The organism is Cobetia sp. QF-1 (genome assembly GCF_002213105.1).
GTDB lineage: Bacteria > Pseudomonadota > Gammaproteobacteria > Pseudomonadales > Halomonadaceae > Cobetia > Cobetia crustatorum.
The window spans coordinates 594,579-619,258 of the sequence record NZ_NBVS01000002.1 but is presented as its reverse complement, the minus strand read 5'-3'; the positions used below and the strand labels follow the sequence as shown (position 1 = coordinate 619,258).

General features: G+C 50.9%; 20 protein-coding genes. 3 read left to right on the top strand and 17 right to left on the bottom strand.

From position 1 onward, the window contains the following. Positions 1-7: 7 nt before the first annotated feature. The 3 genes from CFN46_RS05975 to CFN46_RS05965 all read right to left on the bottom strand — a co-directional run bounded on the left by CFN46_RS05975 (position 8) and on the right by CFN46_RS05965 (position 2,539). Complete coding sequence (locus CFN46_RS05975; RefSeq protein WP_024953338.1) at positions 8-778, bottom strand: ATP-binding cassette domain-containing protein; 771 nt, start codon at positions 776-778, stop codon at positions 8-10. A gap of 145 nt (positions 779-923) precedes the next feature. After that, positions 924-1,598: an ABC transporter permease gene (locus tag CFN46_RS05970; RefSeq protein WP_211242490.1), complete on the bottom strand. Its 675-nt coding sequence runs from the start codon at positions 1,596-1,598 to the stop codon at positions 924-926. Between the two features lie 26 nt (positions 1,599-1,624). Beyond that, on the bottom strand, positions 1,625-2,539 hold the full coding sequence (locus CFN46_RS05965; protein WP_024953336.1) for a substrate-binding domain-containing protein: 915 nt from the start codon (positions 2,537-2,539) through the stop codon (positions 1,625-1,627). A 445-nt stretch (positions 2,540-2,984) separates the two neighbouring features. Between CFN46_RS05965 and CFN46_RS05960 the strand changes: the two genes are divergently transcribed. The 3 genes from CFN46_RS05960 (at position 2,985) to CFN46_RS05950 (ending at position 7,403) form a co-directional block, all read left to right on the top strand. Then, a complete protein-coding gene (locus CFN46_RS05960) occupies positions 2,985-4,469 on the top strand; it encodes a sigma-54 dependent transcriptional regulator (protein WP_088742948.1) in 1,485 nt (494 codons plus the stop codon). Next, positions 4,466-6,688, top strand: a complete 2,223-nt coding sequence (locus CFN46_RS05955) for a cache domain-containing protein (RefSeq protein ID WP_088742947.1) — start codon at positions 4,466-4,468, stop codon at positions 6,686-6,688. Before CFN46_RS05960 ends, CFN46_RS05955 begins: the two co-directional genes overlap by 4 nt. An 88-nt stretch (positions 6,689-6,776) precedes the next feature. Beyond that, positions 6,777-7,403, top strand: a complete 627-nt coding sequence (locus CFN46_RS05950) for a helix-turn-helix domain-containing protein (protein ID WP_088742946.1) — start codon at positions 6,777-6,779, stop codon at positions 7,401-7,403. Between the two features lie 32 nt (positions 7,404-7,435). Here CFN46_RS05950 and CFN46_RS05945 read toward each other — a convergent pair whose 3' ends face one another. From CFN46_RS05945 to gpt, 14 genes are all read right to left on the bottom strand, one after another. Further along, positions 7,436-8,620, bottom strand: a complete 1,185-nt coding sequence (locus CFN46_RS05945) for a glycosyltransferase (RefSeq protein WP_254918420.1) — start codon at positions 8,618-8,620, stop codon at positions 7,436-7,438. A gap of 207 nt (positions 8,621-8,827) precedes the next feature. After that, positions 8,828-10,165 carry an O-antigen ligase gene (locus tag CFN46_RS05940; RefSeq protein ID WP_024952448.1) on the bottom strand — a complete coding sequence of 446 codons (1,338 nt, stop codon included), beginning with the start codon at positions 10,163-10,165 and terminating at the stop codon, positions 8,828-8,830. A 99-nt stretch (positions 10,166-10,264) separates the two neighbouring features. Then, positions 10,265-11,551, bottom strand: coding sequence for a uracil-xanthine permease family protein (locus tag CFN46_RS05935; protein WP_088742945.1), 1,287 nt, complete (start codon positions 11,549-11,551; stop codon positions 10,265-10,267). Positions 11,552-11,675: 124 nt separating this feature from the next. Continuing rightward, the gene (upp, locus tag CFN46_RS05930; protein ID WP_024952449.1) at positions 11,676-12,305 is read right to left on the bottom strand and encodes a uracil phosphoribosyltransferase; all 630 of its coding nucleotides are present in this window, start codon (positions 12,303-12,305) and stop codon (positions 11,676-11,678) included. A gap of 173 nt (positions 12,306-12,478) precedes the next feature. After that, positions 12,479-13,771 carry a hypothetical protein gene (locus CFN46_RS05925; RefSeq protein WP_088742944.1) on the bottom strand — a complete coding sequence of 431 codons (1,293 nt, stop codon included), beginning with the start codon at positions 13,769-13,771 and terminating at the stop codon, positions 12,479-12,481. 14 nt (positions 13,772-13,785) lie between these two features. Next, positions 13,786-15,135, bottom strand: a complete 1,350-nt coding sequence (locus tag CFN46_RS05920; protein ID WP_088742943.1) for an undecaprenyl-phosphate glucose phosphotransferase — start codon at positions 15,133-15,135, stop codon at positions 13,786-13,788. Between the two features lie 55 nt (positions 15,136-15,190). After that, a complete protein-coding gene (locus CFN46_RS05915; protein WP_088742942.1) occupies positions 15,191-15,658 on the bottom strand; it encodes an adenylyltransferase/cytidyltransferase family protein in 468 nt (155 codons plus the stop codon). A gap of 41 nt (positions 15,659-15,699) precedes the next feature. After that, complete coding sequence (locus CFN46_RS05910; protein ID WP_176426418.1) at positions 15,700-18,258, bottom strand: CDP-glycerol glycerophosphotransferase family protein; 2,559 nt, start codon at positions 18,256-18,258, stop codon at positions 15,700-15,702. Positions 18,259-18,294: 36 nt separating this feature from the next. Further along, on the bottom strand, positions 18,295-18,975 hold the full coding sequence (locus tag CFN46_RS05905) for a hypothetical protein (RefSeq protein WP_141103634.1): 681 nt from the start codon (positions 18,973-18,975) through the stop codon (positions 18,295-18,297). A 556-nt stretch (positions 18,976-19,531) separates the two neighbouring features. Continuing rightward, on the bottom strand, positions 19,532-20,728 hold the full coding sequence (locus tag CFN46_RS05900; RefSeq protein WP_088742939.1) for a glycosyltransferase family 4 protein: 1,197 nt from the start codon (positions 20,726-20,728) through the stop codon (positions 19,532-19,534). A gap of 457 nt (positions 20,729-21,185) precedes the next feature. Continuing rightward, a complete protein-coding gene (locus CFN46_RS05895) occupies positions 21,186-21,806 on the bottom strand; it encodes a sulfotransferase family 2 domain-containing protein (protein WP_088742938.1) in 621 nt (206 codons plus the stop codon). Positions 21,807-22,091: 285 nt separating this feature from the next. Continuing rightward, the gene (locus CFN46_RS05890) at positions 22,092-23,168 is read right to left on the bottom strand and encodes a glycosyltransferase family 4 protein (protein WP_176426417.1); all 1,077 of its coding nucleotides are present in this window, start codon (positions 23,166-23,168) and stop codon (positions 22,092-22,094) included. A gap of 141 nt (positions 23,169-23,309) precedes the next feature. Beyond that, entirely contained in the window at positions 23,310-24,029 is a 720-nt protein-coding gene (ung, locus tag CFN46_RS05885; protein WP_088742936.1) for a uracil-DNA glycosylase, read from the bottom strand. A gap of 1 nt (position 24,030) precedes the next feature. Next, a complete protein-coding gene (gene gpt, locus CFN46_RS05880) occupies positions 24,031-24,528 on the bottom strand; it encodes a xanthine phosphoribosyltransferase (protein WP_024952458.1) in 498 nt (165 codons plus the stop codon). Positions 24,529-24,680: the final 152 nt, after the last annotated feature.

The following is a 24,680-nucleotide window of genomic DNA, read 5'->3' as shown; positions in this document are numbered from 1 at the left end:
AGATTCATTACAGCAATGACTCAGTGTGCAGCCTGCCCTCGGTCAGCGTCCAGCGTGCGCTACAGCCATCACTCAGCGCATTGTCCTGATGCGATGACAGGATCACGGCACACCCCTCACGACACATTTGCTCAAGACGGGTCGCCAACTGCTCGACGGCAGCCTGATCCAGGTTGGCAGCGGGCTCATCGAGCAACAGGACCGGAGGACGCGAGAGCCAGGCGCGCGCCAATGCCAGTCGAGCGCGCTCACCACCCGACAATGAGCGCGCCGGCTGACGGGCCTTATCACTCAAACCACTCCAATCGAGCATCTCCTCGACCTGAACACGCTGCTGCCCCGCTGAACGACGCTGCGGCTGCCAGCGGGCAGCCAATACGAGATTGCCGGACACACTGGTATCGAAAAGGTAGGGTTGCTGATGCAGATAGTGTACCCGCTCAGTGCCCGGGACTGCCCATTGCAGCTCGCCACCCGTAGGTGATTGCATCCCCGCCAGCACTCTCAGCAAGGTGGTCTTGCCGCTGCCATTGTCACCTTTCAGATGCACCCATCCGCCACTATGCGCAGGGGTCCAATCAAGCAACGGCACCTGCCACAGCAAGCGGCCACTGGCATCACAAGCGTCAGCGGTGCCGCGCGCAGCGGGGGGCAGGCGGTAATGGAGGTCTCGCACACAGAGCAGGGCATGACGTGCACACGGCGCCGCAGCAGCGGTGGCTGCCGAAAGGGATTCGTCCGTCGTGGCAGACGAGGACGAAGAAGTTGGGGGGGACATCATGACTCCATACGACAATTACGGCGTGTGCGACTCAGCGCTCCATGGTCAGACGCGACAGGGCTCGATGGGCTCTCTCGGCCGACGCTATGCGGCGATTGTATTACATCGCCCCATCAGGCATGAATTCGCTTGCGCGATCGGGTCAAGCTTGCACTGCCAGCTGGCCACGGCCCCGCAGCAGCCCCAGCAGAAGATTCAGCGCCAGCGCCAACACCAGCAATACCATGCCCAGTGCAACGCCTTGGGCGTATTCACCCTTGAGTGTTTCAAGCGCAATGGCCGTGGTGATGTTGCGCGTGAAGCCGGCAATGTTACCACCCACCATCATGGCGCAACCCACTTCAGCGATGATTCTGCCAAACGCCGCCACCAGCGCTGCCATCACACCAAAGCGCGCTTCCATGACCAGTCGCCAGAGGGCCGCCGGACGCGAGGCTCCCAACTGCAACGCAGTCTCCCAGGCACGCTTGTCAACGCTGGCCAGCGCAGCATGCAGCATCACGACCAGAATCGGCAGCGCCAGCAGTATCTGCCCCATAATCATGGCCGGCTGGGAAAACAGCAGATGCCAATCACCGAGAGGGCCAGCTCGCGACAACAGGATAAACAGCAGCAGGCCCACCACGACGGTGGGCACTGCCATCAACGTGTTCACCAGCGAAATCAGTAGCCAGCGCCCCGGAAAGGCGCAGCGCACCAACACGAAGGCGATCAACAGCGCAGGCGGCACCGCCGCCAGCATGGCCAGCAGCGATACCCGAAAAGAGACGCCGATGATCTCCCACAACGCGGCGTCCATGCGCAGCAGGAGGCCCATGGCCTCCTGCGTGGTCTCCCAGAGACTCACGAGCGTGGCTCGGCCTGTTCAACCTTGCCCTGAGACGGGGAAGTGCTATCAGCGGTCTGCTGGGCATCAAAGCCTGTTTCACCGTGGCTTGCATGGAACAGCGCCTTGCCCTTGAGACGGAAGTCATTGATGGCCTGTTGACCTTCTTTCGAGATCAACCACTCGGCCAGCTCACGCGCGCCGTCAGTATTCAACCCCTCATGGTTGGCCGGATTGACCAGAATCACCTGGTAAGGATTGAAGAGGCGTGCATCGCCCTCGACCAGTACCGAGAGATCGAGCTTGTCTTGCATGGCAAGCCAGGTGCCACGGTCACTCAGTGTATAATCCTGTAGTTCGCTGGCCATGCTCAGCACCTTGCCCATGCCTTGGCCGACCGACTTGTAGCCGGAAAATTCAGGCACGACATCGGCACTCTTCCAGAGCGTCAGCTCTTTCTTGTGCGTACCAGAATCATCACCGCGCGAGACAAAGCCAGCATTGGCGGTAGCAATCTTGCTCAGCGCTGCATCGACATCCTGCATACCCTTGACAGCAGCAGGGTCAGCCTTCGGCCCAAGCAGCACAAAATCGTTGTACATCACGCCATGCGGCTCCACGCCGTAACCGGCATCGACGAAGGTGCGCTCGGCACCCGGTGCGTGGGTCATCACCACATCGACATCCCCATCCTGCCCCATGCGCAGTGCCTTGCCAGTGCCGACGGCAATCACCTGGATCGTGACGTCATGCGCCTTCTCGTAAGGCGGCAACAGGTTATCCAGCAAGCCAGAGTTATAGGTGCTGGTCGTCGTGGCCAGACGGATGATGTTGTCGGCAGCCTGAACGGGCAGGATGCTCAATGCACCGAGTGACAGCGCAGCAATGGCGCCCAATAGACGATGGGCAGAGACTGAATGGCGGTGCTGCATGGTAAAGCTCCCTTGGCGTATCAATGTTGTCAGGTGAATTCTGTTATCTCTGAGCGAGCGTCATGTCATTGCAAGGGGCGTGCCCATCTTCAGCTCTGGCGTTCACATCAATGTCTCGCCTCGAACGATATCCTGACTGGGCGCGAATCATAACGGTATTGCGCCCAGTTATGCATACATGAGTCTGTCTCTCAGCTAGCTGAGCCTCCACACTCATATTCGGAAAATACTTACCCTATTGCTGCTCGTGCAAGAAATAGCGCCACTTCGACACACATGAGCATCCGATTGCGTCATCACGTCACGCCCCATAGATGTAGCTTGGCGCTAGCTGTCTACTGCCATTGACGAGACAATGGCTAGATAAGCCCTGAACTCCGCGCCACAATGCTCGCATGCCCGACATCAATATTTGCCAGCTCACCATGCAGCCCAGAGGAACGTCATGACCGCCCACGCCACCTCTCCCTTACGAGATTCTCGTCGGGCCAGCGATGAGCAGCGCCTGCCCACCGCTTCGGTACTGATCGTCGATGACGAACCCGGTATGCGCCGCTATCTGGAAAAGGCGCTGACCTCACGCTTCGCGTTGATCGAGTGCGTCGACAGTGTCGAGCAGGCCGAAGCACTACGCTCGCGACTGCACTTCGACCTGATCCTGCTCGATATCCGTCTGCCGGGGCGTGATGGGCTGGAGTGGGATGAAGCCTTGGCGGCCGACTCGGTCAGCGACGTCGTTTTCATGACCGCCTACGCCGACCTCGACACCGCGGTACGCGCCCTGCGTGCCGGTGCCAGCGACTTCATCATCAAGCCCTTCAGGCTTGAGCAGCTGCATGCGGCGGTGGATCGTTGCCTTGAACGCCGCCAGCTAGCACGTGAGAACTTCCTGCTGCGTCGCGACAATGCACGTCACCAGTCAGAAGAAGCCAGCCTCAAGGGCGAAAGTGCCGCCATGCGTGAGCTGGGGCAGATCATCGTACGTGTCGCGCCAGCTCCTTCACCGGTACTGATTCTCGGTGAATCCGGCACCGGCAAGGAACTAGCTGCGCGTGATCTGCATCGGCTATCCGGAAGACGTGGCGCTTTCGTGCCTATCAACTGCGGCGCCATCAGCCCGGAGCTGCTTGAAAGTGAATTGTTCGGTCACCTGAAAGGCGCTTTCACTGGCGCGCATCGTGGGCGTGACGGTCTCTTCAGCTTTGCCGATGGCGGCACGCTGTTTCTCGATGAGATAGGTGAAATGCCGTTGGCCATGCAGGCCAAGCTGCTGCGCGTGCTGGAAACTCGCCGCGTGCGCCCTGTGGGTGGCGAGCAGGAACAGGCCGTGGATGTACGCATTGTCGCTGCCACACATCGCACACTTGAGATAGAAGTGGCGGCAGGCCGCTTCCGCGAAGATCTTTACTACCGCCTCAACGTACTGAGCCTGACGCTGCCCGCCCTGCGTGAACGACCAGAGGACATTCCTGCGCTAGCCCAACACTTTTCCCAGCAGCTATCACGTGATCTCGGCCTGCCCCCCGTGCCCTGGGACCATGCGGACCTGACTCGTCTCTGCCGCTACGGCTGGCCCGGCAATGTCAGAGAACTCAAGAATGTCATTGAGCGCTCCTTGTTGCTCGGCCGCCTGCCAGGCGATGCACTGCCGAACGATCCCAAGACAGCTTTGCGGGATGAGAAAAACGCGACGGATACACCAGGAAGCAGCAGCTATCCACTCGAATGGTCGCTGGATGCCGTTGAGCGAGCGCATCTGTGCGCAGTACTCGAGCGTCACGCCAACAACAAATCCGCCGCTGCGCGTCAGCTGGGAATCTCGCGCAAGACTCTGGATCGCAAGCTGACGACGTGGCGTAGCAATGATGTCGATACGCACAACGATGCCGATTCGAGCAGCGGCACGCGCGATGCCGACGACAGCGCATGATCCAACGACTCCGTCATTACCTCGCCAGCTCGCTGAGACGCCGCCTGCTGCTATTGACCCTCGCCCCGCTGCTGATCCTGCTGCTGGCGCTGGTCGGATTGACGGCCTACTGGACCACGGCCTACACCGATCGCCAGCTGTACATGAATGTGCGCAGTGATCTGGACGTATCAAGCCGTGTTCTGCAGAGTCAGCATCAGCGTCTGCGTGATGGATTGGAGGCCATGCGTCGTAATCTGCATCAGACCACGACGACGACAGATCAGGCATCACGCCTGCTGCCGCGACTGGTGCCGCGCCTGCATGCCATGCGCGAGACACTGAATGCGGATTGGCTGCGCTGGCTGCCCGCGGAGGAGCTGAGCCAGACCCCTGGCGTTGCTTCGCTGGTGCCGCAGCTGGCGCGCGGCGAAAGTCTGGATGGCCTCGACGTACTGAGCGCTGATTCATTGGCCTCACTGGACCCGACCCTCGCTGAGCGTGCGCGCCTGGCATTGCGTCAGACACCGCATGCACAGCCCAGCGCGCGACGTGAGGAAAATCGCGGCATGCTGCTGCGCGCACTGGTACCTGTCAGCAACACCCAGGGCGAGCTGCTGGGCGTGCTGGATGCTGGCCGCCTACTCAATCGTGACCCACGGCTGGTCGATGAAATACGCGATCTTCTCTATGGTCCTGGCACCCTACCCGAGGACGGTATCGGCACCATCACGTTGTTTCTCGATGATGTTCGTATCGCAACCAATGTCACCGATCTGATCGGCGAGCGTGCGATAGGCACCCGCGCCTCATCAGACGTCACTCATCAGGTGCTCGACACCGGCCAGCGCTATGTGGATCGCGCTTTCGTGGTCCGTGACTGGTTCGTGGCCGCCTATGCGCCTCTTGAAGCGCTTGATGGCCAGCGTATCGGCATGATCTACGCTGGCTACCCTCAAGCACCTTATGCCGCGCTGTACCGCGAAACCCTGGTACACATCAGCCTTATCCTGCTGGCCGTCAGTCTGCTGGGCGTCTTGTTGGTCTGGAGTGGTATCGAGCACCTGATGCAGCCAATTCGCCAGATTCGCCGCGTGGTACACGCCGTGCGTGACACACCCGCGCGTGATGACCTGCGAATCGGCACGCTCACCTCACTGGGCCCTGCTCAACGCCGCGGTGATGAACTTGATGACTTGGCCGAGGAATTCGATGCCATGCTGGCGCGGCTGGAAGCCCATCGACATGAGATTCAGGCAGCGGCCAGCACGCTGGAAGCACAGGTCGAGGACCGCACCCGTGACCTCAGTACTCAAACCGACACGCTGCGTGAACGTAGCCAGGCGCTGGAAGAGCACGTTCACCTGCTACGTGAGGCGAGAGCGCGACTGCTCACCCGTGAAAAGCTGGCAGCACTCGGTGAGCTGACGGCGGGAATTGGCCATGAGATCAATAATCCTGCCGCCGTCATCCTCGGCCACGTTGAGCTGATCGAAGTGATTCTTGGCGAGCAGGCCAAACCGGTGCAAGAAGAGATCTCGACCATCATTCACCAGGTCGAGCGTATCCGCGCACTGGTCGACAATCTGCGTCAGTACGCGCGTGATCCGCATCCCATGGCGGGTGATACTGACTCGCCGGGGTCTCTGGGCACTCCTGTGCTCAGTCAGATTCATCCCGATGAGGCGATTCACAGTATCGAGGTCTTGGTCCGCCATGCACTGGACCATCAGGGCCATCAGCTAAGACATCATCTGAGCGCTACACGCCTCATCGAGGCCGATCGTGCACAGCTCACGCAAGTGTTGGTCAATCTGCTGATCAATGCTATCGAGATGGCACCCCGCCCCGATACGCTCTGCATCACCAGTGCCGACCGCGATGACGTGCTGACACCGGACCTGGCAACAGAGCAGCAGCTCGACATGCCTCCTCAAGCTGCAGTAACAGGGGTCGAGATTCGCATCATCGATCACGGTAACGGCGTGCCGGAGCATCTGAAGGCACGTATCTTTACGCCCTTCTTCACTACGCGCGCCAACGGATCTGGCATTGGGCTATCCGTCTCGTCTGGCCTCATCACTCAGCTGGGTGGCCGTTTATGGCTAGAAGATACTCCTGGCGGTGGCGCGACGTTCTGCCTGTGGCTGCCCTGTATCGCGCGACGTCATCATGAAGACAATCAAGGTCGTCATCTGCTCGAAACCCTGAGTGCCGGCGGTAGTAGTCGCGCACATTGACGATGGCCATTCGTCACTCGTTTTCTATCTTCATTCAGCTGAACGTCTTTTCCTTTCTTCTCTTCTCCTTGATCAAGGCTTTTGCGCCATGCAGCAAGACAGCCCACCCTCTCTCCCGTCGAGTCACCCAGCAGAACGCACACTTGGCGAGCGCTTACGCGCTTTGCGTATCCGCCACGGTCTCTCACAACGAGAACTTGCCAAACGTGCCCACGTGACCAATTCGACCATTTCTCAGGTTGAACAGAATGCCGTCAGCCCTTCGGTCAGCTCGCTCAACAAGATTCTCGACGTCTTTCCAATATCGCTCAGTGACTTCTTTGGTGATGAAATTCCAGAGCCTCCCGCCCGCGTGCTGCGCGCTGCAGAACATTCGACGGTAGAGGAATGTGTCGCGGGCATGACGTTACAGCGGCTGGCCGCCTGGCCGACAAGCGGCCACCACGACATGACGGCTCCCAATCTCAGTATTGGCAGTCTGACAGCCAATACCAGTGTCAGCCTTCAGGCGAGCCACGACACCGTGTTGGTCGTCACGCAAGGCGGTCTGCGTATCGAGGTACCGGGCACGGGCAGTGAACCGCTCGACACGCAGCTGTGGCCGGATGATGCAGTACGCCTCTTTGCTGGCGAGCGTTATCGACTGCATCACGCACCCAGTGACGATATAGCATCAGGGCCCTGCCGCTGGATCAGCATGACACCCGTGCGCTGACGCGTTACACACGCAGAATCATATGGAGTGCGCTAGCAGGGGAATGCTTCGGGATCTACAGAGTCGGCAGAGCGAGCAGGGTCGGCGAGAAAGCGTTTCACCATGGTCTGCGGACAGAAGTCTTCCAGCCATTCATCACGGATCGGATATCCTCCGGCGGCCAGTAGCTCGTTCATACGTGTCGCAAGCCCTTCGGCAGAATGTGGTGCGATCGCCTGTTCAAGTCCGCCCTTGAGTATCTCGCGGATGCCACCGCGGCAATCGACCGAGACGACCGGCGTTCCACAGGCGAGCGCCTCCATCAGCACAATACCCATACCTTCGACTCGCGAGCTGAGCACGAACAGCTTGGCCGCACGCATCCACGCATAGGGATTAGCACGTTGCCCGGCAAACGTCACACGCTCAGCAATGCCTAACTGCTCAGCCTGCGCCTGCAACTCCTCGAGCTTGGGGCCTGCACCGACGATGACCAACCGTTCGACAGGCTGCGCCAACGCATAGGCTTCAAGCAGCAGCGCGTGGTCCTTCTGGGGCACTAGCCGCGCGACGTTGAGAAGGAATGGTTCATCAGGAATATCCGGCTCGTCCAGCACCGCCTGCTTGCGTATCTGGTCAATCGGGCAGGCATTGACGATGGTCTCGACATGCATGGGCTGAACGCCAAGGCGCTGCGCGACATCACGCGCGCCTTGGGCGACATCATCCGACACGCCAACCAGATGCTTGCCTTGTAGCAGACACCGCGCAAACAAGCGCTGCTTCCACTGCGGCCCCTTGAAGTCAATGCGATTCTCGAGCACATAACGTGCGCGCGGATCTTGAAAGCCCCAGACCAGCTCGAAGGTACCCAAGCCGCGGAAGATGATCCGATCGACTGTGCCGTGCTCACGCTCAAACGCGTCGAGCCAATACGAAAACACCTTACCCCCTGCTCTCCCTACCCATACAAAATGCGAGCGACGGATCAATGGGTTCAGTAGCAAGCGGGACACGAACGTCATCACCGCCCCGCTCACCGAACGACGGACTCGTTGTTGAATCGGCACCATATGCAAATGAACCGCTTCATGGCCAGGCGCCAATACCTGATCACGCTTGCGCCAGGTAACCATATGAGTCTCATGGCCTGCCGTCGCCAAGCTGTCGGCCAAATTGACGGCGACGCGTTCCATTCCACCCATTTTCAGGCTTCTCACTACTACCAGTGTGCGCAAGATCGAATCCTCACGTTGCACGTTTGGGCCTTATCCTACGGAGGATCTATCACATATGCGATATCGGAAATGTCATCAGAATACACAAACGTAAATCCCCCCACTCCGGAGTTCCGAAGCAGGGGGATTATAGTGAACACGCCGAATCATGCTGAGAATAAACATAAGACAAGCGACAGGCGCTGGCAGTCTATAGTGGACCTGGTCTCACACCTCAGCTAGCTTCGCCCCCTCTTCTTGCTCGGTACGCCAGTGCCAGTAATGTGATACTAGCCCCCCAACAATAAGATTATGGACAAAGACACCGGTCCAGAAGGAATTATAGGACTCGAACTGATTGACGATCATCCAGAACACAAAGAAGACTGAGCCGAACAACGCCATATCACCGGGCATGGCACCACCTCGCCATGCAAGCCAGGTAGCTCGGCCAATCCAGATAGCCAGTGCCGCAATGACTGCCACTCCCAGAAGACCGTAGCCCACCCATATTTCCAGGAAGAAATTGTGTAGATGGCCAAATTTCTGCGATATCTTTTCTGGTAGCCATTCGGTTTCATCCATGACCAGGCTTCGCCCTTCGGAACCCCAGCCAACCATTGGACGCTCGGTAATCCAATCAGTAGCCGCCACCCAACTGTGAATGCGAATCCCAACGCTGGTATAGGGCACTCCTGACACATCGCCTTCCAATACCTGAGAGATGACGGCGTTTTCCTTGTTAAAGCGATGGTGAATGGAATCACCCAGTAGAAAATCCAGTATGCCGCCAATCAAGACAAGCAAGATCACGATCAATGCCAATGGCTTAACGAGACGCCTTGCTCCCTGTGCCAGTACCACTCGGGCGCTCCAGAGCAGCAATCCCGTCGCGAGCGCAACCGTAAGCCCCAGCCAGATAGCCCGAGTTTGCCCTACTGCAATCCCGGCAACTGTTATCGCCATGGCTAAACTCCAGGCCAGGATGCGTGCCGCCCTCCAAGGTCCGGGCATGAAACAGCGAGGCGCAAATACCGTCAATCCAAGACAGATAACTCCGAAGAACATGGAGGCATGTTGCTTATTACGTACTCCAAAACCAACACGCTCTCCTGTGAACCCAGCCGCCCAACCATCACCACCGGGGGCCAATAGCGTTGTTATCAAAAAACCTACAACTGCCAAGCCCCAAATCAGCAACGTATTGCGCGTACTGCCTCTAAGCCACCAGGCAATACTAATAAAAATGAAAAGCTTAGCCAGACGATCTACATCGGGGTACAGCTTGGTCCATTCAGGGTGGTCTAGCCTCCCCATCCCCCAAGCGATGAGCTGAACGAGAATAGCCATGCCGAGTAGCAACATCACGCTTCGTCGCAAATAGCCCCCCCAGACGCTGAAGGCTATCAACCCGCTTAGCGCTAACGTCAGTTCAACGGGTTTAATCGATGAGTCAAAGAGTACTCGCGCGAAAGCGTATGCCATTAACGACACTGCGCCAAGAGCGAGCAACCACACAGGTCCTTTCCAATGCAGGTCGTTCTGCCAAACTTTTAGCGGCATCATCTTCGTATCGCCATCTCTCGTTATATAAAGTAAAACCGCGATTCTAACATTACCCACATAACAGTAAGGTGTATTATTCAATATCCCTTTCGGAACAGCTCATTCTCCTTCTCTCGCTGGCGGCAGTATCAGATTAAGCACAATACCGAGGATCGCGGCCAAGCTGACGCCCTGAAGCGTGAACTGCCCGCCACCGACCTGCATGCCTCCAATACCAAATACCAGAATCAAGGAGGCAATCACCAGGTTACGCGGCGCCGTTAGTGAGTCACCTGCACGCACCAGTGTATTCATCCCGACCACAGCGATGGAGCCAAATAACAGGCACATGATCCCCCCCATGACTGGTGTCGGGATGGTCTGAAGAATGGCCCCCACCTTGCCAATGAAGGCGAGTGAAATCGCCACGCACGCTGCCACCGTCATCACCCGCGGATTGAAATTACGCGTCAGCATGACCGCCCCCGTCACTTCCGAGTAGGTCGTGTTGGGCGGCCCGCCGAACATGGAGGCCACTGACGTCGCCAAACCATCCCCCAGTAACGTGCGATGCAGGCCCGGCTTCTTCAGGTAATCGCGACGCGTCACCGAGCCGATGGCGACCATATCACCGATATGCTCCACCGCCGGTGCGATAGCGACCGGAATCATGAACAGGATGGCTGAGAACTCGAAGGCGGGGGCAGTGAAGCTCGGCAGTGCCAACCATTGCGCCGCATGTACTGGCGACAAGTCGATGATCCCCATGGCAAGCCCCAACAGGTAGCCCGTCAGAATACCGCCCAGAATCGGGATCAAGCGCAACATGCCGCGCCCGAAGATCGACAGTAGTAACGTCACCCCGAGACTGATCAATGACAAAATCAATGCCTGACTGTGCGTGATGCTGTCACTGAATTCCCCCGTGGCCATCTGGACGGCTGTCGGTGCCAGTGCCAGCCCAATAACCATGATCACCGGCCCGACCACCACTGCGGGCAAGAGCCGATGCACGATGCCAACGCCCTTGACGCGAATACACTGTGCAAGTGCGATATATACAAGCCCCGCGACGAACAATCCCCCCATGGTTGCCGGAATTCCGAAGCTGGCCACCGAGCCCTGGATTGGTGCAATGAAGGCAAATGATGAAGCCAGGAAGACCGGCACGCTCGCTTTGGTGACGCACTGGAATACCAGAGTACCGACACCAGCCGTGAAGAGCGCTACGTTAGGATCAAGCCCTGTCAGCAATGGCACGAGTACGAGCGCACCAAACGCCACAAATAACATCTGTGCGCCTGTCACGACGGTGGTCAGCGTGAAAGGCTCTTTCGCAGGAGGCAAAACAGTATCGGGGGAAGCAGAAGAAACGGGGGAGGAATCAGAAGATGAAGAGGACGACATGGAGAAGTTTTCTTTTCAGTGACTGGCAAGGATGCGCTTAACCTGACTGCATAGACAGGTTAAGCAGATACAAAAACGCCCCGCGTGAATACGCAGGGCGTCTTGATGATCTCAAGCGAGGCGCTTAGCGCGTCCCGAAGATCTTGTCACCGGCATCACCAAGACCCGGCACGATATAACCGTTCTCATCGAGGCGGTCATCGACAGAGGCCGTATAGATATCAATGTCAGGATAGGATTCCTGCACCTTGGCGATGCCTTCTGGTGCCGCGACCAGAACGATCACCTTGATCTGCTGGCAACCCTTGGCCTTCAGCATGTCCAGTGTTGCAATCATGGAGCCACCCGTCGCCAGCATCGGGTCGATGACGATCGCCAGACGCTCATCGAGATCAGAGACGAACTTCTCGAAGTACGGCACCGGTTCGAGTGTCTCCTCGTCGCGATAAAGCCCCACCACACTGATACGCGCACTGGGGATCAGGTCAGTCACACCCTCCAACATGCCAAGGCCTGCACGCAGGATAGGCACGATAGTGACCTTCTTGCCCTTGATGCTCTGGACTTCGAGCTCGTTGCCGCTCCAGGCATCAATCGTGGTGGTCTCGAGCTCCAGGCCTTGGGTCGCTTCATAGGTCAGCAACTTGGCGACCTCACTGGCCAGCTCACGGAAGCTCTTGGTGCTGATGCCTGCCGCGCGCATCAGGCCAAGCTTGTGCTGGACCAATGGATGATTGATGGCATGGACGCTCATGGAAATACCTCTTGGGACAGAAGATGATGCTCACGATGCGCAGCACTGCACTGCACTGCCGATGCGGGACAATGGCAAACAGGCAGGCTGGCAAATTGTGACGCATTCTAGCCGAGCACGGATGCAATGTTAAGCGAGCCCCAGCCACTCAGCCGAAATGGGCGAGATGCCGCTTACTGATAACGATAGCCATTGTGTGTACTGACGATCATTCCATCCGATACGAGAGCATTCAGATAAACACGAGCTCGCTCATTTTCGCCATCCAATAAGTATCGGTATATCACCTTGCTAAGGTAGGTCACAGAGCGTGCCGTTCGGGAATAGCGGATGTTTGGGGGATCAATACTACAGTCGAAACTCGTCACAGGCGTCCGCCAGTCACCATAATTTTCTGTTAGATAGCGGTCCGCATCCGAGGCGCCATGGACTGTCTCATCTCCCAGCGGGTATTCGGCCAAGGTAAAGGAGGAATTATCCCAGCGATGGATGGCAGAGCCATGCCATAGGATATTCCCATCCCTGACATGTACGAACAAGTCCGCTACCAAGCCAGAACAATGTACGAGTTTGACGAGGATTGGCTGCTCTAGCTGGGAGTAACGGACCTTATCCTTGGACTCTACCTCACGGAAAGTGCAATAGCTTTCGGATTTTATGAACCACGTATTTACAGAAGCTGCGACAGCGTCTCTCAATACCTGAATATCAAACACATCTTCATCAATACCAATATCAATGTCGTAATCGTGACCAAGAAAGTCCTTTTCTCGAACGGCTCCCAATAAGGTGCCACTAATTACATACCAAGGCCACTTGATCGACTCCATGAGTGATCTGTAATCACTGATCGTCTGATAGGCATCAGCCTTATCGAAGGATTCACCCGCCTTCTGAAAGGTATGTGTAGGCCGTGTGTCGGCCGAAGGCGTTGCGAGCATCACTGTGATGGCCTCCAGCGCAGCATTCACGCTACCAACGAATGCTTGGTCTGTATCCCAAAGGCTATCTTGTGGGGTCAATAGCAGCTCTCGAGATGCTTTCTCCTTGCGTGCATCAACACCATTCATAGGTTGACTCACACGATTCTCAAGCACGCCCCCATGAAGGTCCGCCTGCCATACATGGCGTTCAAAATCACTGATTCGGGTATTCGTCTCCAGCCATGCCAGAAGGTCATGGCTGGCCTTCTCGGACATCTTCTCTGATATATCAAAGAAAAAATCAGAGCAGATCGCTACTGGAACCCACCCTGTGTGTACAAACCAGATAGCTCGACGAACCACTATTTTCAAACCGTTGCTACGAGCAGCCAATTGCATGCTGTCCTTGGCGACCGACATCGGTGCGCCAACCGTCAAAACCCCTACGCCCGCTAGGAAGGCAAGCGGATAACGAATCATCTTATGTCGTGGCTTATTCAAGAATCGGAGAAGCCGATACGATTTTTCCAATTCAACCTTCATGTTGATTCACCTGATCAGTACGCATGCTTATTGATTAGCCCTTTGAACAAAGTCAGAATGATAATGCGAATATCAAGCCATAAAGACCAATGCTCTACATACCAGAGATCACATTCAATTCGCTTCGCCAAGTCTGTATCGCCACGCCAGCCGTTAATCTGAGCCCATCCGGTAATCCCTGCCTTTACCATGTGCTTCTGCATATAGCCGGGGATTTCGTGACGAAGCTTCTGTACAAAAATCGTGCGTTCTGGACGTGGGCCTACAATAGACATATCCCCTCGCAGGACGTTCAGAAACTGAGGTAACTCATCAAGACTGGACTTCCTGAGGAAACGTCCAATACAGGTAGTATCTTTAGATTTAGCATTCCCCCACTGTACTCCGCCCACCTCACTATTCACCGGCATGGAGCGAAATTTCAACATCTTGAATGGCCTACCGTTCAGACCCACACGCTCTTGTGTGTAAAAAACAGGGCCTCTAGAGGTGCACTTTACCAAGAGCGCTATCAGCAGCAACAGAGGTGATAATAAAATGACAATGAGCAGGGATAACAAGCGATCCTCAACCCACTTGAGCAATTGTGCACCCAATGACATTCGACTACAGCTTAGATCTAGCATAAACAACCCGGCAACATCAGATACATCGTGATTGATCAAGCGAAAGTCACTCATATCGGGCATATAACGTACGTTGCAGGTTGTCAGGCTAAGCTCTGACTGTATCTCACGTACAAGATTACCTTGTACCAGCGGTAGGCAAATCCACACCTCTTGTTCTGCATGTGCAATTTGCGCACCTGGCTCGTAGGACTCTACTGCAATATCGGTATATCGCCACTCACTCCATTGGTCCGTCAAGATGACGCGGCCAACATCGAAGCCTGCAGTAACAACAGTAGAAAGCTGACGCGTTACTCGCTCACAAGTGTGTACATCCCCAATAAGCAGAACACTCTTGCGGTTTTTACCCTTGGCACGCAAGCGATTGAGTATGGGATAGGCAATAGCTCGAGCTAGTATGGAGTACCCCCCGGCACTGATCATCCAGTAGCCAACCCATAGCCGCGAGAACTTATCTCCCGTCTTGGTCATGAACATGACCAATGCCAATAACCCCCCAAGCATCAGATAACCGGCAACAATCTGGAACACAAGGCGGAAACGTACCTGCCCACGCCAAGAGCGATATATATTGAAGTGCGGGAGGACTAGAAGAGCCAATAAACTGCCCAGCAACATACCCCATCCATATCTCTCAGAGATATCCAACACACCAAAATGAAACCAATGCGCACTGAAACCAGCCAGGATCACGATGCAGAAGTCGACCAGACGTACAAACTCAGTGGTGTACATTGTATAGCCACTAAGAACTCGATTTTGTGCTTTCATAATGTATATGACTTCACGGTTACTCTAGGTCTCTACGGAGTAATTCGAGGACTTCAAATGCCTTTATGAGATCCTCATGGGGAATCGATAAGAAGCGCTTCAGAGAGCGCTTCAGATCTGTTGTAGAGATATCTTTTGTACGCTCTAGATATAAAACCTCACAATGCTCTTGGAGAAAATCGAACTTTCCTTTCCAATCTTCTCCTATGGCAAAGGTATTCACATTATACTCTTTGACATCATGCACCTTTTGATTCCAATCATTTTCAGGGATAACAAGGTCTACACACTCAATTGCCTCGACAATCTTGGCACGTTGATCATAGGGTATGAGAGTTTTCTTGCCTTTAAGCAAATTGAACTCATCCGTAGACACACCAACGATAAGGCGATCACCTAACTCACTGAGTTTTTTGAGAAGATTGAGGTGTCCTATATGAAACATATCAAATGTTCCATAGGTTATAATAATTATTTCTTTTCTCATAAACTCTCCTAAACCACTATTCAGCAAAATAACTATAGAAATCATTCAGGACTAAAAATACTTTTTATTTCATTATACTTGGTCCTTCTAGAAAAGCATTCAATCTCTGTGAACTTTAAATTTGGCAGTATTCTTGCAAGTTCTTTCTTATAAGCTCTACGTGCAAATAATTTAAAATATCCAGTCATTCTCCACAATCTTATTTCAATCATATTCAACAATGAAAAGAGTGTATCGCTTGGAATGACAATTAAAGTAGCATTATTGTCATTTAAATAAGAATTTATGTCATCACTAAAAGTATTAGCATCTAGAATATATACAATATTTTTATTATTACGATTAAAAACTATAAACTCACGTTCTTCTTTTGACATATGGTCAGAAAGAAATACTACTTTATTTATATGCTCCAAGAGCGAAGGTTCTTTGGTGTCAGTTCTATCTTGAATTTCACCAAAAAATTTAGAATTTATATATCGAGCAGGAGCAATATTGCTTTCTCTATAAGGAGCAATATTAAAGTTATCCAAGTCTATCTCTACCGGAGATATTTCTCTAGATTTTTCAATTTCACTTAGCAAACTAGCAAGATCTTCACTCTTTGTAAATGGAAGCTCTTCTATAGGAAAATATAAGCCTCGCTCGCTAAGATATTCCTCTTTATCAGGTATATATAAAAACACTGGCTTACCTGTCGCCGCATAATCGAACATTATACTAGAATAATCAGTAATTAATATATCTGTACAACATAAAAACTCGTAATTTTCGAAGCCACTAGGAAATGGCTTTATCTTTGAGCTATTATATAGCTTTATTTTTGAAGCTACTAACTGATGAAGATTATAATACACTACACAGTCAGATTGTAAATTATTTTCCAGATAGTCAAACAACTGGTAATATATATTTGTTTGTTCAATAACATTCAAACTTCCTGCACTTAAGCCTCTCCATGTTGGCATATAAGCTATAACTCTTTTATTTTCTATATTTAAAAGCTTTTTTATTTCAACTTTTTTACTCTCAAAAGTTGCTATCTGATTCTGTGGGTAATCGCTCTCTAACACCTCACCATTGTATAATTTATCTAACCCATAAGCTCCTAGCAAAGAAGATTTGGCATAAGGATTTGGAGTCAAAAAATAATTTGACATTAAAAATTGCGTTTGATTTCTCCATAAATCAACTGCACCTTGTTTTATATCTAAACCTAACGTCTTTAGAGGGGTGCCATGCCATGTATTAAGCAGTATCTGGTTTTCACGCTTTACAAAAAAGGTCGGAAATCTTGAATTGGTGATCAAGTACTTACAGGTAGCCAATCTATATAAATATTTTATAGATCTAGTAGAAAGTAACTCTACACCTTTGATATCGTTTTTAATGAGAAAACTACTATCTCTTCTAATATTATTAGATAAGAATGAAGCCTTAACATTACTATTATTTAAAATAGCATCTTGCATCAAATAGTAAGGTGAACCGCTTAAGCTAGCACCAGAATACGAAGCATACAATGCTCTATTTTCACTCAAAGGCATCCAGCTTCTGGAAAAAAAGTATAAATTCTTCTTTATAAATGATTTTCTTCTTAGACGATTTAACTTGATCAGTGAAGATTTAACTAAGTTTGGCGACAGTATATAAATATCATTTTTAATTTTTGTATCTAACTTCTTGGCTAAAGCTTCATTTTTATTTAAAATTAATGGTGCGGATTTCACATCAGCAAAGTGCTCATCCATTAAGCTCCGCATTTTTTGAGAATACTTAACTTGAGTTGCTTTTCCATTTTGATTAGAAAATGCTTTTAACCTTCGGCCATAATAACCTAAAACCACTTTATATATATCTTCTTTATTCCTTGTAAAAGATCCATCTCTAATCAAGAGATCGATAATGACGCGAAGCGCTATAGGTGTATCTAAAATTGATTCAGAAATTTTATTAGAAACACTATCTTGTGAACTAACACGATAGTTATATAACGGTTCGTTAACAACAGATACTTTACTTGATCCAATAAAGCACTTCATTAGAAAGACATAATCTTCTGCATATCTTAAATTATCATCAAATTGTATTCCATTTTCTTCGATCATTTTTCTGCTAAAAATCTTATCCCATACGAAAAGTGATACTTTCCTCAGAAACCCATTTCCTTCTTTATAGTTCAATGAATTAAAAAAATTTTCAGGATATATTTTTGATTTTTTTAAATTTGATTCAAATACATTATTTCTACACCCTATAGCAATTTCTGATGAGTTTTCCATAGCTGAATCATATAGCTTCTGAAACATTTCAATTTCTACATAATCGTCAGCATCAACAAACCCTATATAATTCCCGGTGGCTATAGAAAGTCCTTTATTTCTAGCATGGGACACACCTGCTTGAGCTTCGTTTGTAGGCTTAATAACATCTGGATAACTTTCAGAATATTTATCAATGATAGACTGACTAGCATCTTGACTGTTATTATTTACTACAATGACTTCATAAATATCTATTGTTTGTTGTACCAGTGATTCTAAACATTGCGCCAGATATTTCTCGGCATTATACACTGGAACGATAATACTAATTTTCATATATAAGTCCTTATGATGCATCTTGTTGATATCTGCTTATTTTATATTAGCTTGGAAATGAAAGCTTTCTACCAAAGCCCTTTGCAAACTCTGTATATAAAGTCTAGAGATAAGAAGTAGAAATATCGTTTCATAAGTACCTAGAACCTTATAGTAAACTAAACCTACCAAAATGAAGAATAAAGCTAAATAAACCATAGCTGATATATATTCAACTAATTGTTTTCTATGTAGCCCTATAAAAGTAACTCTATCATCTTCCTTAGCTGCAAAACCGTACCTCAAAAAAATTAATAACACTACTAATGAGAGTGCTATCAACGAGCTCGTTATATAGAAACTAACTATGGCTGACATACATAATATTATAATGCATATAAAAATATCACTATTTAATCTTGACGTTTGTCCATAAGCAACCCTTAAGTGCTTCCCTTTCAGGAAGAAATTATTCTTTTCGAAACTAGAATTCCAAATCAAAGCTAAATCTTTATCAATCATTTTTCGATATATTAATCCTATGAGCATATATGACAAATAAAACCCTGGAACTAAAGCTAAAATTGTTATTATAAAATCTTCATAACTAATCCAATCTGATATTAATTGAAAATAATCAGGTGGTTTTTTCAATGACAACATTATCAAAACTTTTATCGGTAAAAAAAAAGCAATTGTCTGAATTACTTTAGAGCATGCAAGCAATAATGATGCCATGAAATAATAACTGCTTTTTTTAACAAAGTATTTGGACAGATCAATCCATACTGAAAGAAAATTTAAATACATACTGAAGCACGCTCATTTACTTTAACATAATTTATATTCACGCGACCCATAATTTATATAGCTCGCTAGGGAGGCAGCCCTATAATATATAACTCAGACACGCTACCGCCCCAGGATTATAGGGCAATTCCTGAGGCCAGACGGCAAGCAGGGCACCGTAATGAAGGACGGTGCCCTGCTTGCCAAGAAAGCGGATAAAAATTCATAAAAGCTTCATCAATTATACACATTTTTGTCGTATATGACCAGAAGCTTACCCGGAACAGTAGCCTCATTTTTCACTCAACCAAAGGTTCATTGCATCATTAGAAAGTTGTTAAAAATCAAAATGATACCAAGCCCATACCAAAAGGCTTCCTGTAAACGAAAATGATTCTTAACTACGGGAATAGGAGAGGAGAATAAATAATTAGATAGGCTAATACTGAAATGTCAATTGCAACACCTAATCTAACGATTCATAGTTCCATCAATAAATGGAATTTCAGCTATCAGTGACAAGTCGACCAAGAAAGTCTGCTATTGACTGGCAATAGTGATGGTAATCAAAGTCGTTTTGGATAATTTCACGCGCAACCTTGCCCATCTCACTTCTTTTTTGCGGCTCTTTCATCCAGCTCTCAATAATCTCTGCCGCCGCCATTGCTGAGATGACCTTGGCAACGACGATAGCGTCTTGCTGTGGAGAGTAAACACAGACCTCAGGGCCAACAAAAGCTGCATCATACTGCCCTAACTCACTGATTGATCGCTCAGGTGTTAGAACGGCACCGTTCTTCCCATGTGCCACCTGCTCGGGCAATCCATCTACATCTCCAACGATTGCCGGTACACCATGCGCCAGTGCTTCTTGCACTACATTCCCGAAAGGCTCCCTCCAGGAGGGGCAGATGAAGGCATCAAGCTTTTGATAGAAGGCTGACATATCCTGCACAGCACCATGGAAATGAACAATGTCGCTCATATCCCACTGTGCTGCCAGTTTTTCAAGGGGCTGGCGCAGTGGGCCATCACCTGCAACGTGCAGCTCCACATTTAATGCCGTTTCACGTAATAGCTTGATCACTTCAAGTGCTACAACCGGGGCCTTCAAGGCTGTCAAACGTCCGGCAAAACCAAGTCGAAATACCTTTGAATCATGTGATGCCATCTGCTCCGGGAGTTCCATTGCATTTCGAGCGACCAAGGCCGGGCACTCAGAGGACAATCCCAGCTTGAGCTGCAACATGCGAAGAGAGGCATGGGAGTTGCATATCACGCCCGTCCAGCGTGACAGGTATTCTTTCACTTCAGGCGAGGGTTCAACAAACCAGGCACTACCACGCTCGAAGTGAACGATGGGAAGGTCAGATGGGAACGCTACAGGAAAGTTGTGGTACTTGTTCCAGACCACGAGCTGATCAAGCTCCAGCTTCTTGAAAAGAGCTCGCTGATAAGCATCGCGCAGCCTAGGAATCTGACGAGGAAAACTGAAGCCCCACGGCCCCTTTATCGAATGGAAGCGAACCAAGTGTTGGCCCTGTTCTTTCTGCACGATAGGGTGAAGCTTGGTCGTCATCGGCAATACATGATAGTCATGCCCAGCCTCCAGCATCGTGCTCAGAAAGCGCGAGAAGTGTCGCTCGACACCTCCAAGGTTCTTGAGGCTGACAAGATGTCCGGTTCTAGGCTTCCGTTTCATATCATTTCCTGAACGAATGTGATGGCTAGTTATCACTCAATCGAAATCCCGCCCTATTGCCTCCAATGAAATCTTCATCCTGAGCGAGTTAAAGGATTTCACTAAAAATAAATAAGATAGCAAGGAATAAATATAACAATAGAGGCTTCTAACCAGTGATTATCAGCTCTCTTCTGGATAATTATCTCTTCAGGCAGGAAGATTTATCCATTCAATATTGACTGATCTCATTGATGTGCAGTCAATGAACCGTTTATACTCTACGCTTGATGCGAATAGCTGGAGACTCATTGAGAAACTACCAGGGTACAAGAATATCCCACCATACACAGTACTTCCCTGACTCATTGATACAAGAGTAACAAGATGCTAGAAATTCGGAAAGTACTGTATATGTTAAGACTTTGAGGTAATTCGCTATACTTTAGTTTGCGAGTTTTTTACGCTCACCTTGCTTTCAAAAGGCATAACCAAAGTTGGCGAAATCCTGAGCATAAAGGATAGCCAGCTTCTCCCTGGTAGCCGCGGCCATGCCAGCCCCACTATCCCCTGTAGTTGCATGCCCTTTGTTACGATGAGTAATGTCACACCGGATACTCAATCTATCGGCAATCTGCTTGAAATCCTGCTCGAGTGTTTCAAAATATCCGAGGAAGTCTACCATTAGAGTTTCATTCGCATCCATAATGAAATTGGACTGCGGCAAGAAAAGAAGGTGACTACGAAAAGTACCTTTCCATAAAGCCTGCTCGACAAAATCATCAAAATCAGAATAGTTTTCTATTTCCTTTGCGACCGCCAAATCTTGAGCACCTTGATTACCACCACTCAATATATAGCGATAAGCTGAATGCGCTCGGTCATAAGGATTTCTGACGAAGGAAAACTTGAAATATGTCTTGAACTTTCTATTGCTGGCCTTCTTGTAAGTCTGCCAGGAGATGTGATCCCGCCCCTTCTCTTTCTTCTTTCCCAAAGCCGCCAGTACAGAAGTCCCTGCTGCCTTGGGGATATGAATAAAGATGCACTTGTTCTGCACAAAGTGCTTGCGATAAGGAAAATCATTTCTTTGCCACATGACGTCACTCTAGGATTGAAGGGAGCCTCTCTTTAATATGAGAGAAAGGCTAACCTAAGACAGGATATGTAACATGCATACTGTTACAGCAGTCTAGAGAAGAAAAGTGGAAAGAAAGATCATCGCATCGTGCAAAAACGCAAAAAACATGAAACCTTATAACCTCAGCAGTTAATTAAACATTACAACAATATGCATTAAGAAAACCTGAATATTAAACTGCTTTATTTTCTGACAACCTTGTATTGGATATCATGAGGGCGATACCTCTCATGATATCCAATTTCAACCCATGACAATATGCTCAATGAAGTCACCAATTCCGCGGCAATAATTCTGCTGACAGAAATCACGTGCAATGATCTCACGTGCTGACTCCCCCATCCTCCGACGCTGCTGAGGTGATGCCGCCCAACGCTCAAGAACACTGGCTATGTCAACAGGGTCAAGAACCTTGGCAATCACAATGGCATCTTTCTCGGGGCTATAAACTCGATCAGGCCCCTGGGTAAAGTCCTTGCCATAGACGGCAAGTTCCTCTCGACTTCTTCGTGGAGAAAGCACCTCACCATTGATACCTTGCGTTATCTGCTCAGGAAGGCCATCAACATTACCGACAATGGCAGGTACGCCATGAGCGAGAGCTTCCTGGACAACATTGCCAAAGGGTTCACGCCATGAAGGGCATACGAACGCATCCAGGGATGCGTAGAACTCGCTCATGTCATCGAGCAGGCCACAGAAACGCACGCTTTCCTCAAGCCCCCAGTGCTTGACCTGTGCTTTCAACGCCTCTTCCAGCCCCCCTTCCCCTGCGATCCAGAGTTCAGCATGTGGCACACTGCCTTTCAATTCCCTCAAAGCCTCGATTGCAATGATAGGTGCCTTGAGCCCTGTAAGCCGACCTGCAAAACCGATGCGGAAGTGCTCTCCGCCATGCTCGGCACTTGTCTCGGGCAACACGATGGAGTTGCGTACCACCTTGTAGGGCAATGACTCACTGATCCCGAGTGATAACTGCAACATGCGACTGGCAGCGTAGGAGTTGCAGATGATGCCATCGACCTTGGAAAGGTACTCATGGATCTCAGGCGAAGGCTCCACGAACCAGGCGGCACCATGCTCATAGTGAATGAGACTGATATGTTCAGGGAAATGTAGCGGATGATGGCGAAACTTGTTCCACACCACAATGGCCTGAATTTCTTCCTCTTCAAGCAGTCGTGCCTGACAGATATCACGTAACCAACGAATCTGACGTGGCACCTTGATACCCCGATAGCACTTTATATTGTGCACACGGTCTACGTAATCAGCATAGGCCGGCTGTAACATGGAGTGTATGACGGGGGTCTGTAGCAAGACATGATGATCCCGCTCCTTCACTGCCATCCGAAAAAAGTTGGTAAAAGTGCGTTCTGCCCCCCCCAAGTTCTTGAGACTGATCAGATGGCCCGCGCGCGGCCCTTGCAATGTCGAATCCGTCAATGTGCTATTCCGTGTTTACTCTAATGCATGAGCCAATGGCAACTGCCAATCTATCGGCACATCGCCACGTGATTCCAACCAGGCATTGGCCTGTGAGAAGTGCCGCGAGCCGAAGAAGCCGCGATGAGCCGCTAACGGTGAGGGGTGCGGCGCATGCAATACCAGGTGTTTCTGGCTATCCACGGCGCTCGCCTTCTTCTGGGCATAACCCCCCCAGAGAAGGAAGACGACTCCCTCACAGTGCTGGTTGATCACGTCAATGGCTCGGTCGGTGAACTGTTCCCAACCTTGCTTTTGATGAGAAGCGGCCTTGGCCTGCTCCACCGTCAGCACGCTGTTGAGTAGCAGAACGCCCTGCTTTGCCCAATTTTCCAGGAAACCGTGATCGACGGGTTCGACCCTGACATCGGACGCCAGTTCCTTGTAGATGTTCTTGAGCGAGGGCGGTGGGCGCACTCCGGGACGCACGGAGAAGCACAAGCCATGTGCCTGCCCCGGCCCGTGATAAGGGTCTTGGCCCAGTATCACGACTTTCACATCGGAGAGTGGTGTCAGCCAGAAGGCACGAAACCAGTCGCTGGAATGCGGATAGATGATCTTGCCAGCGTCTTTCTCGGCACGCAGAAACATCTTGAGCCGCTGCATGTAGTCAGCGTGAAATTCCTGCCCGAGATGCGCCTGCCAATCGGCAGGCAGCACCTCGGAGCTACCGGAAGTGGCAGTCTCCAGCGGCATGTCAGCTATCGCTCTCTTGCTTCTTGAGCTGCTCGGAAATCGGCTCGACATAAGCGATTCCCATATCCCACGGGAACTGGATCCAGCAGCTCTGCGGCACTTCGGTGATGAAACCATCGACCAGCGGACGACCTTCCGGCTTGGCATAGACGGTCACGAAGTGTGCCTTGGGCAGCATGTCACGCACGGCGCGCGCAGTATTGCCGGTATCGACCAGGTCATCGACCAGCAACCAGCCATCGCCATCGTGATCAACACCCTTGACCACTTCCAGGCCACCCTGCTCCATGTGGTCGTGGTAGCTCTTGATGCAGACGGTATCGATGTGACGGATACCCAGTTCACGAGCGATCAGGCCAGCCGGAATCAGGCCACCACGGGTGATGGCAATGATGCCCTTGAAATCGCGGCCGATCAGCGTGTGGCAAAGCGCGCGCACGTCGCGGTGCAGCTGATCCCAGGAGACGATGAAATGGTCGTGATAGCGTTCGGAAGACATGGTGGTCACTCGCAATGACAAAACAGAAATGAAGCATGGTGGCTTGAAGACCACCGTACAAGGACGGAAAGCATTACCGCCAACCAAGCAGAGCGGCGGCTTGGTTGGCGGTAGCAACGACGATGGCCCTGCCAAGAGACAGGGCCATCGTC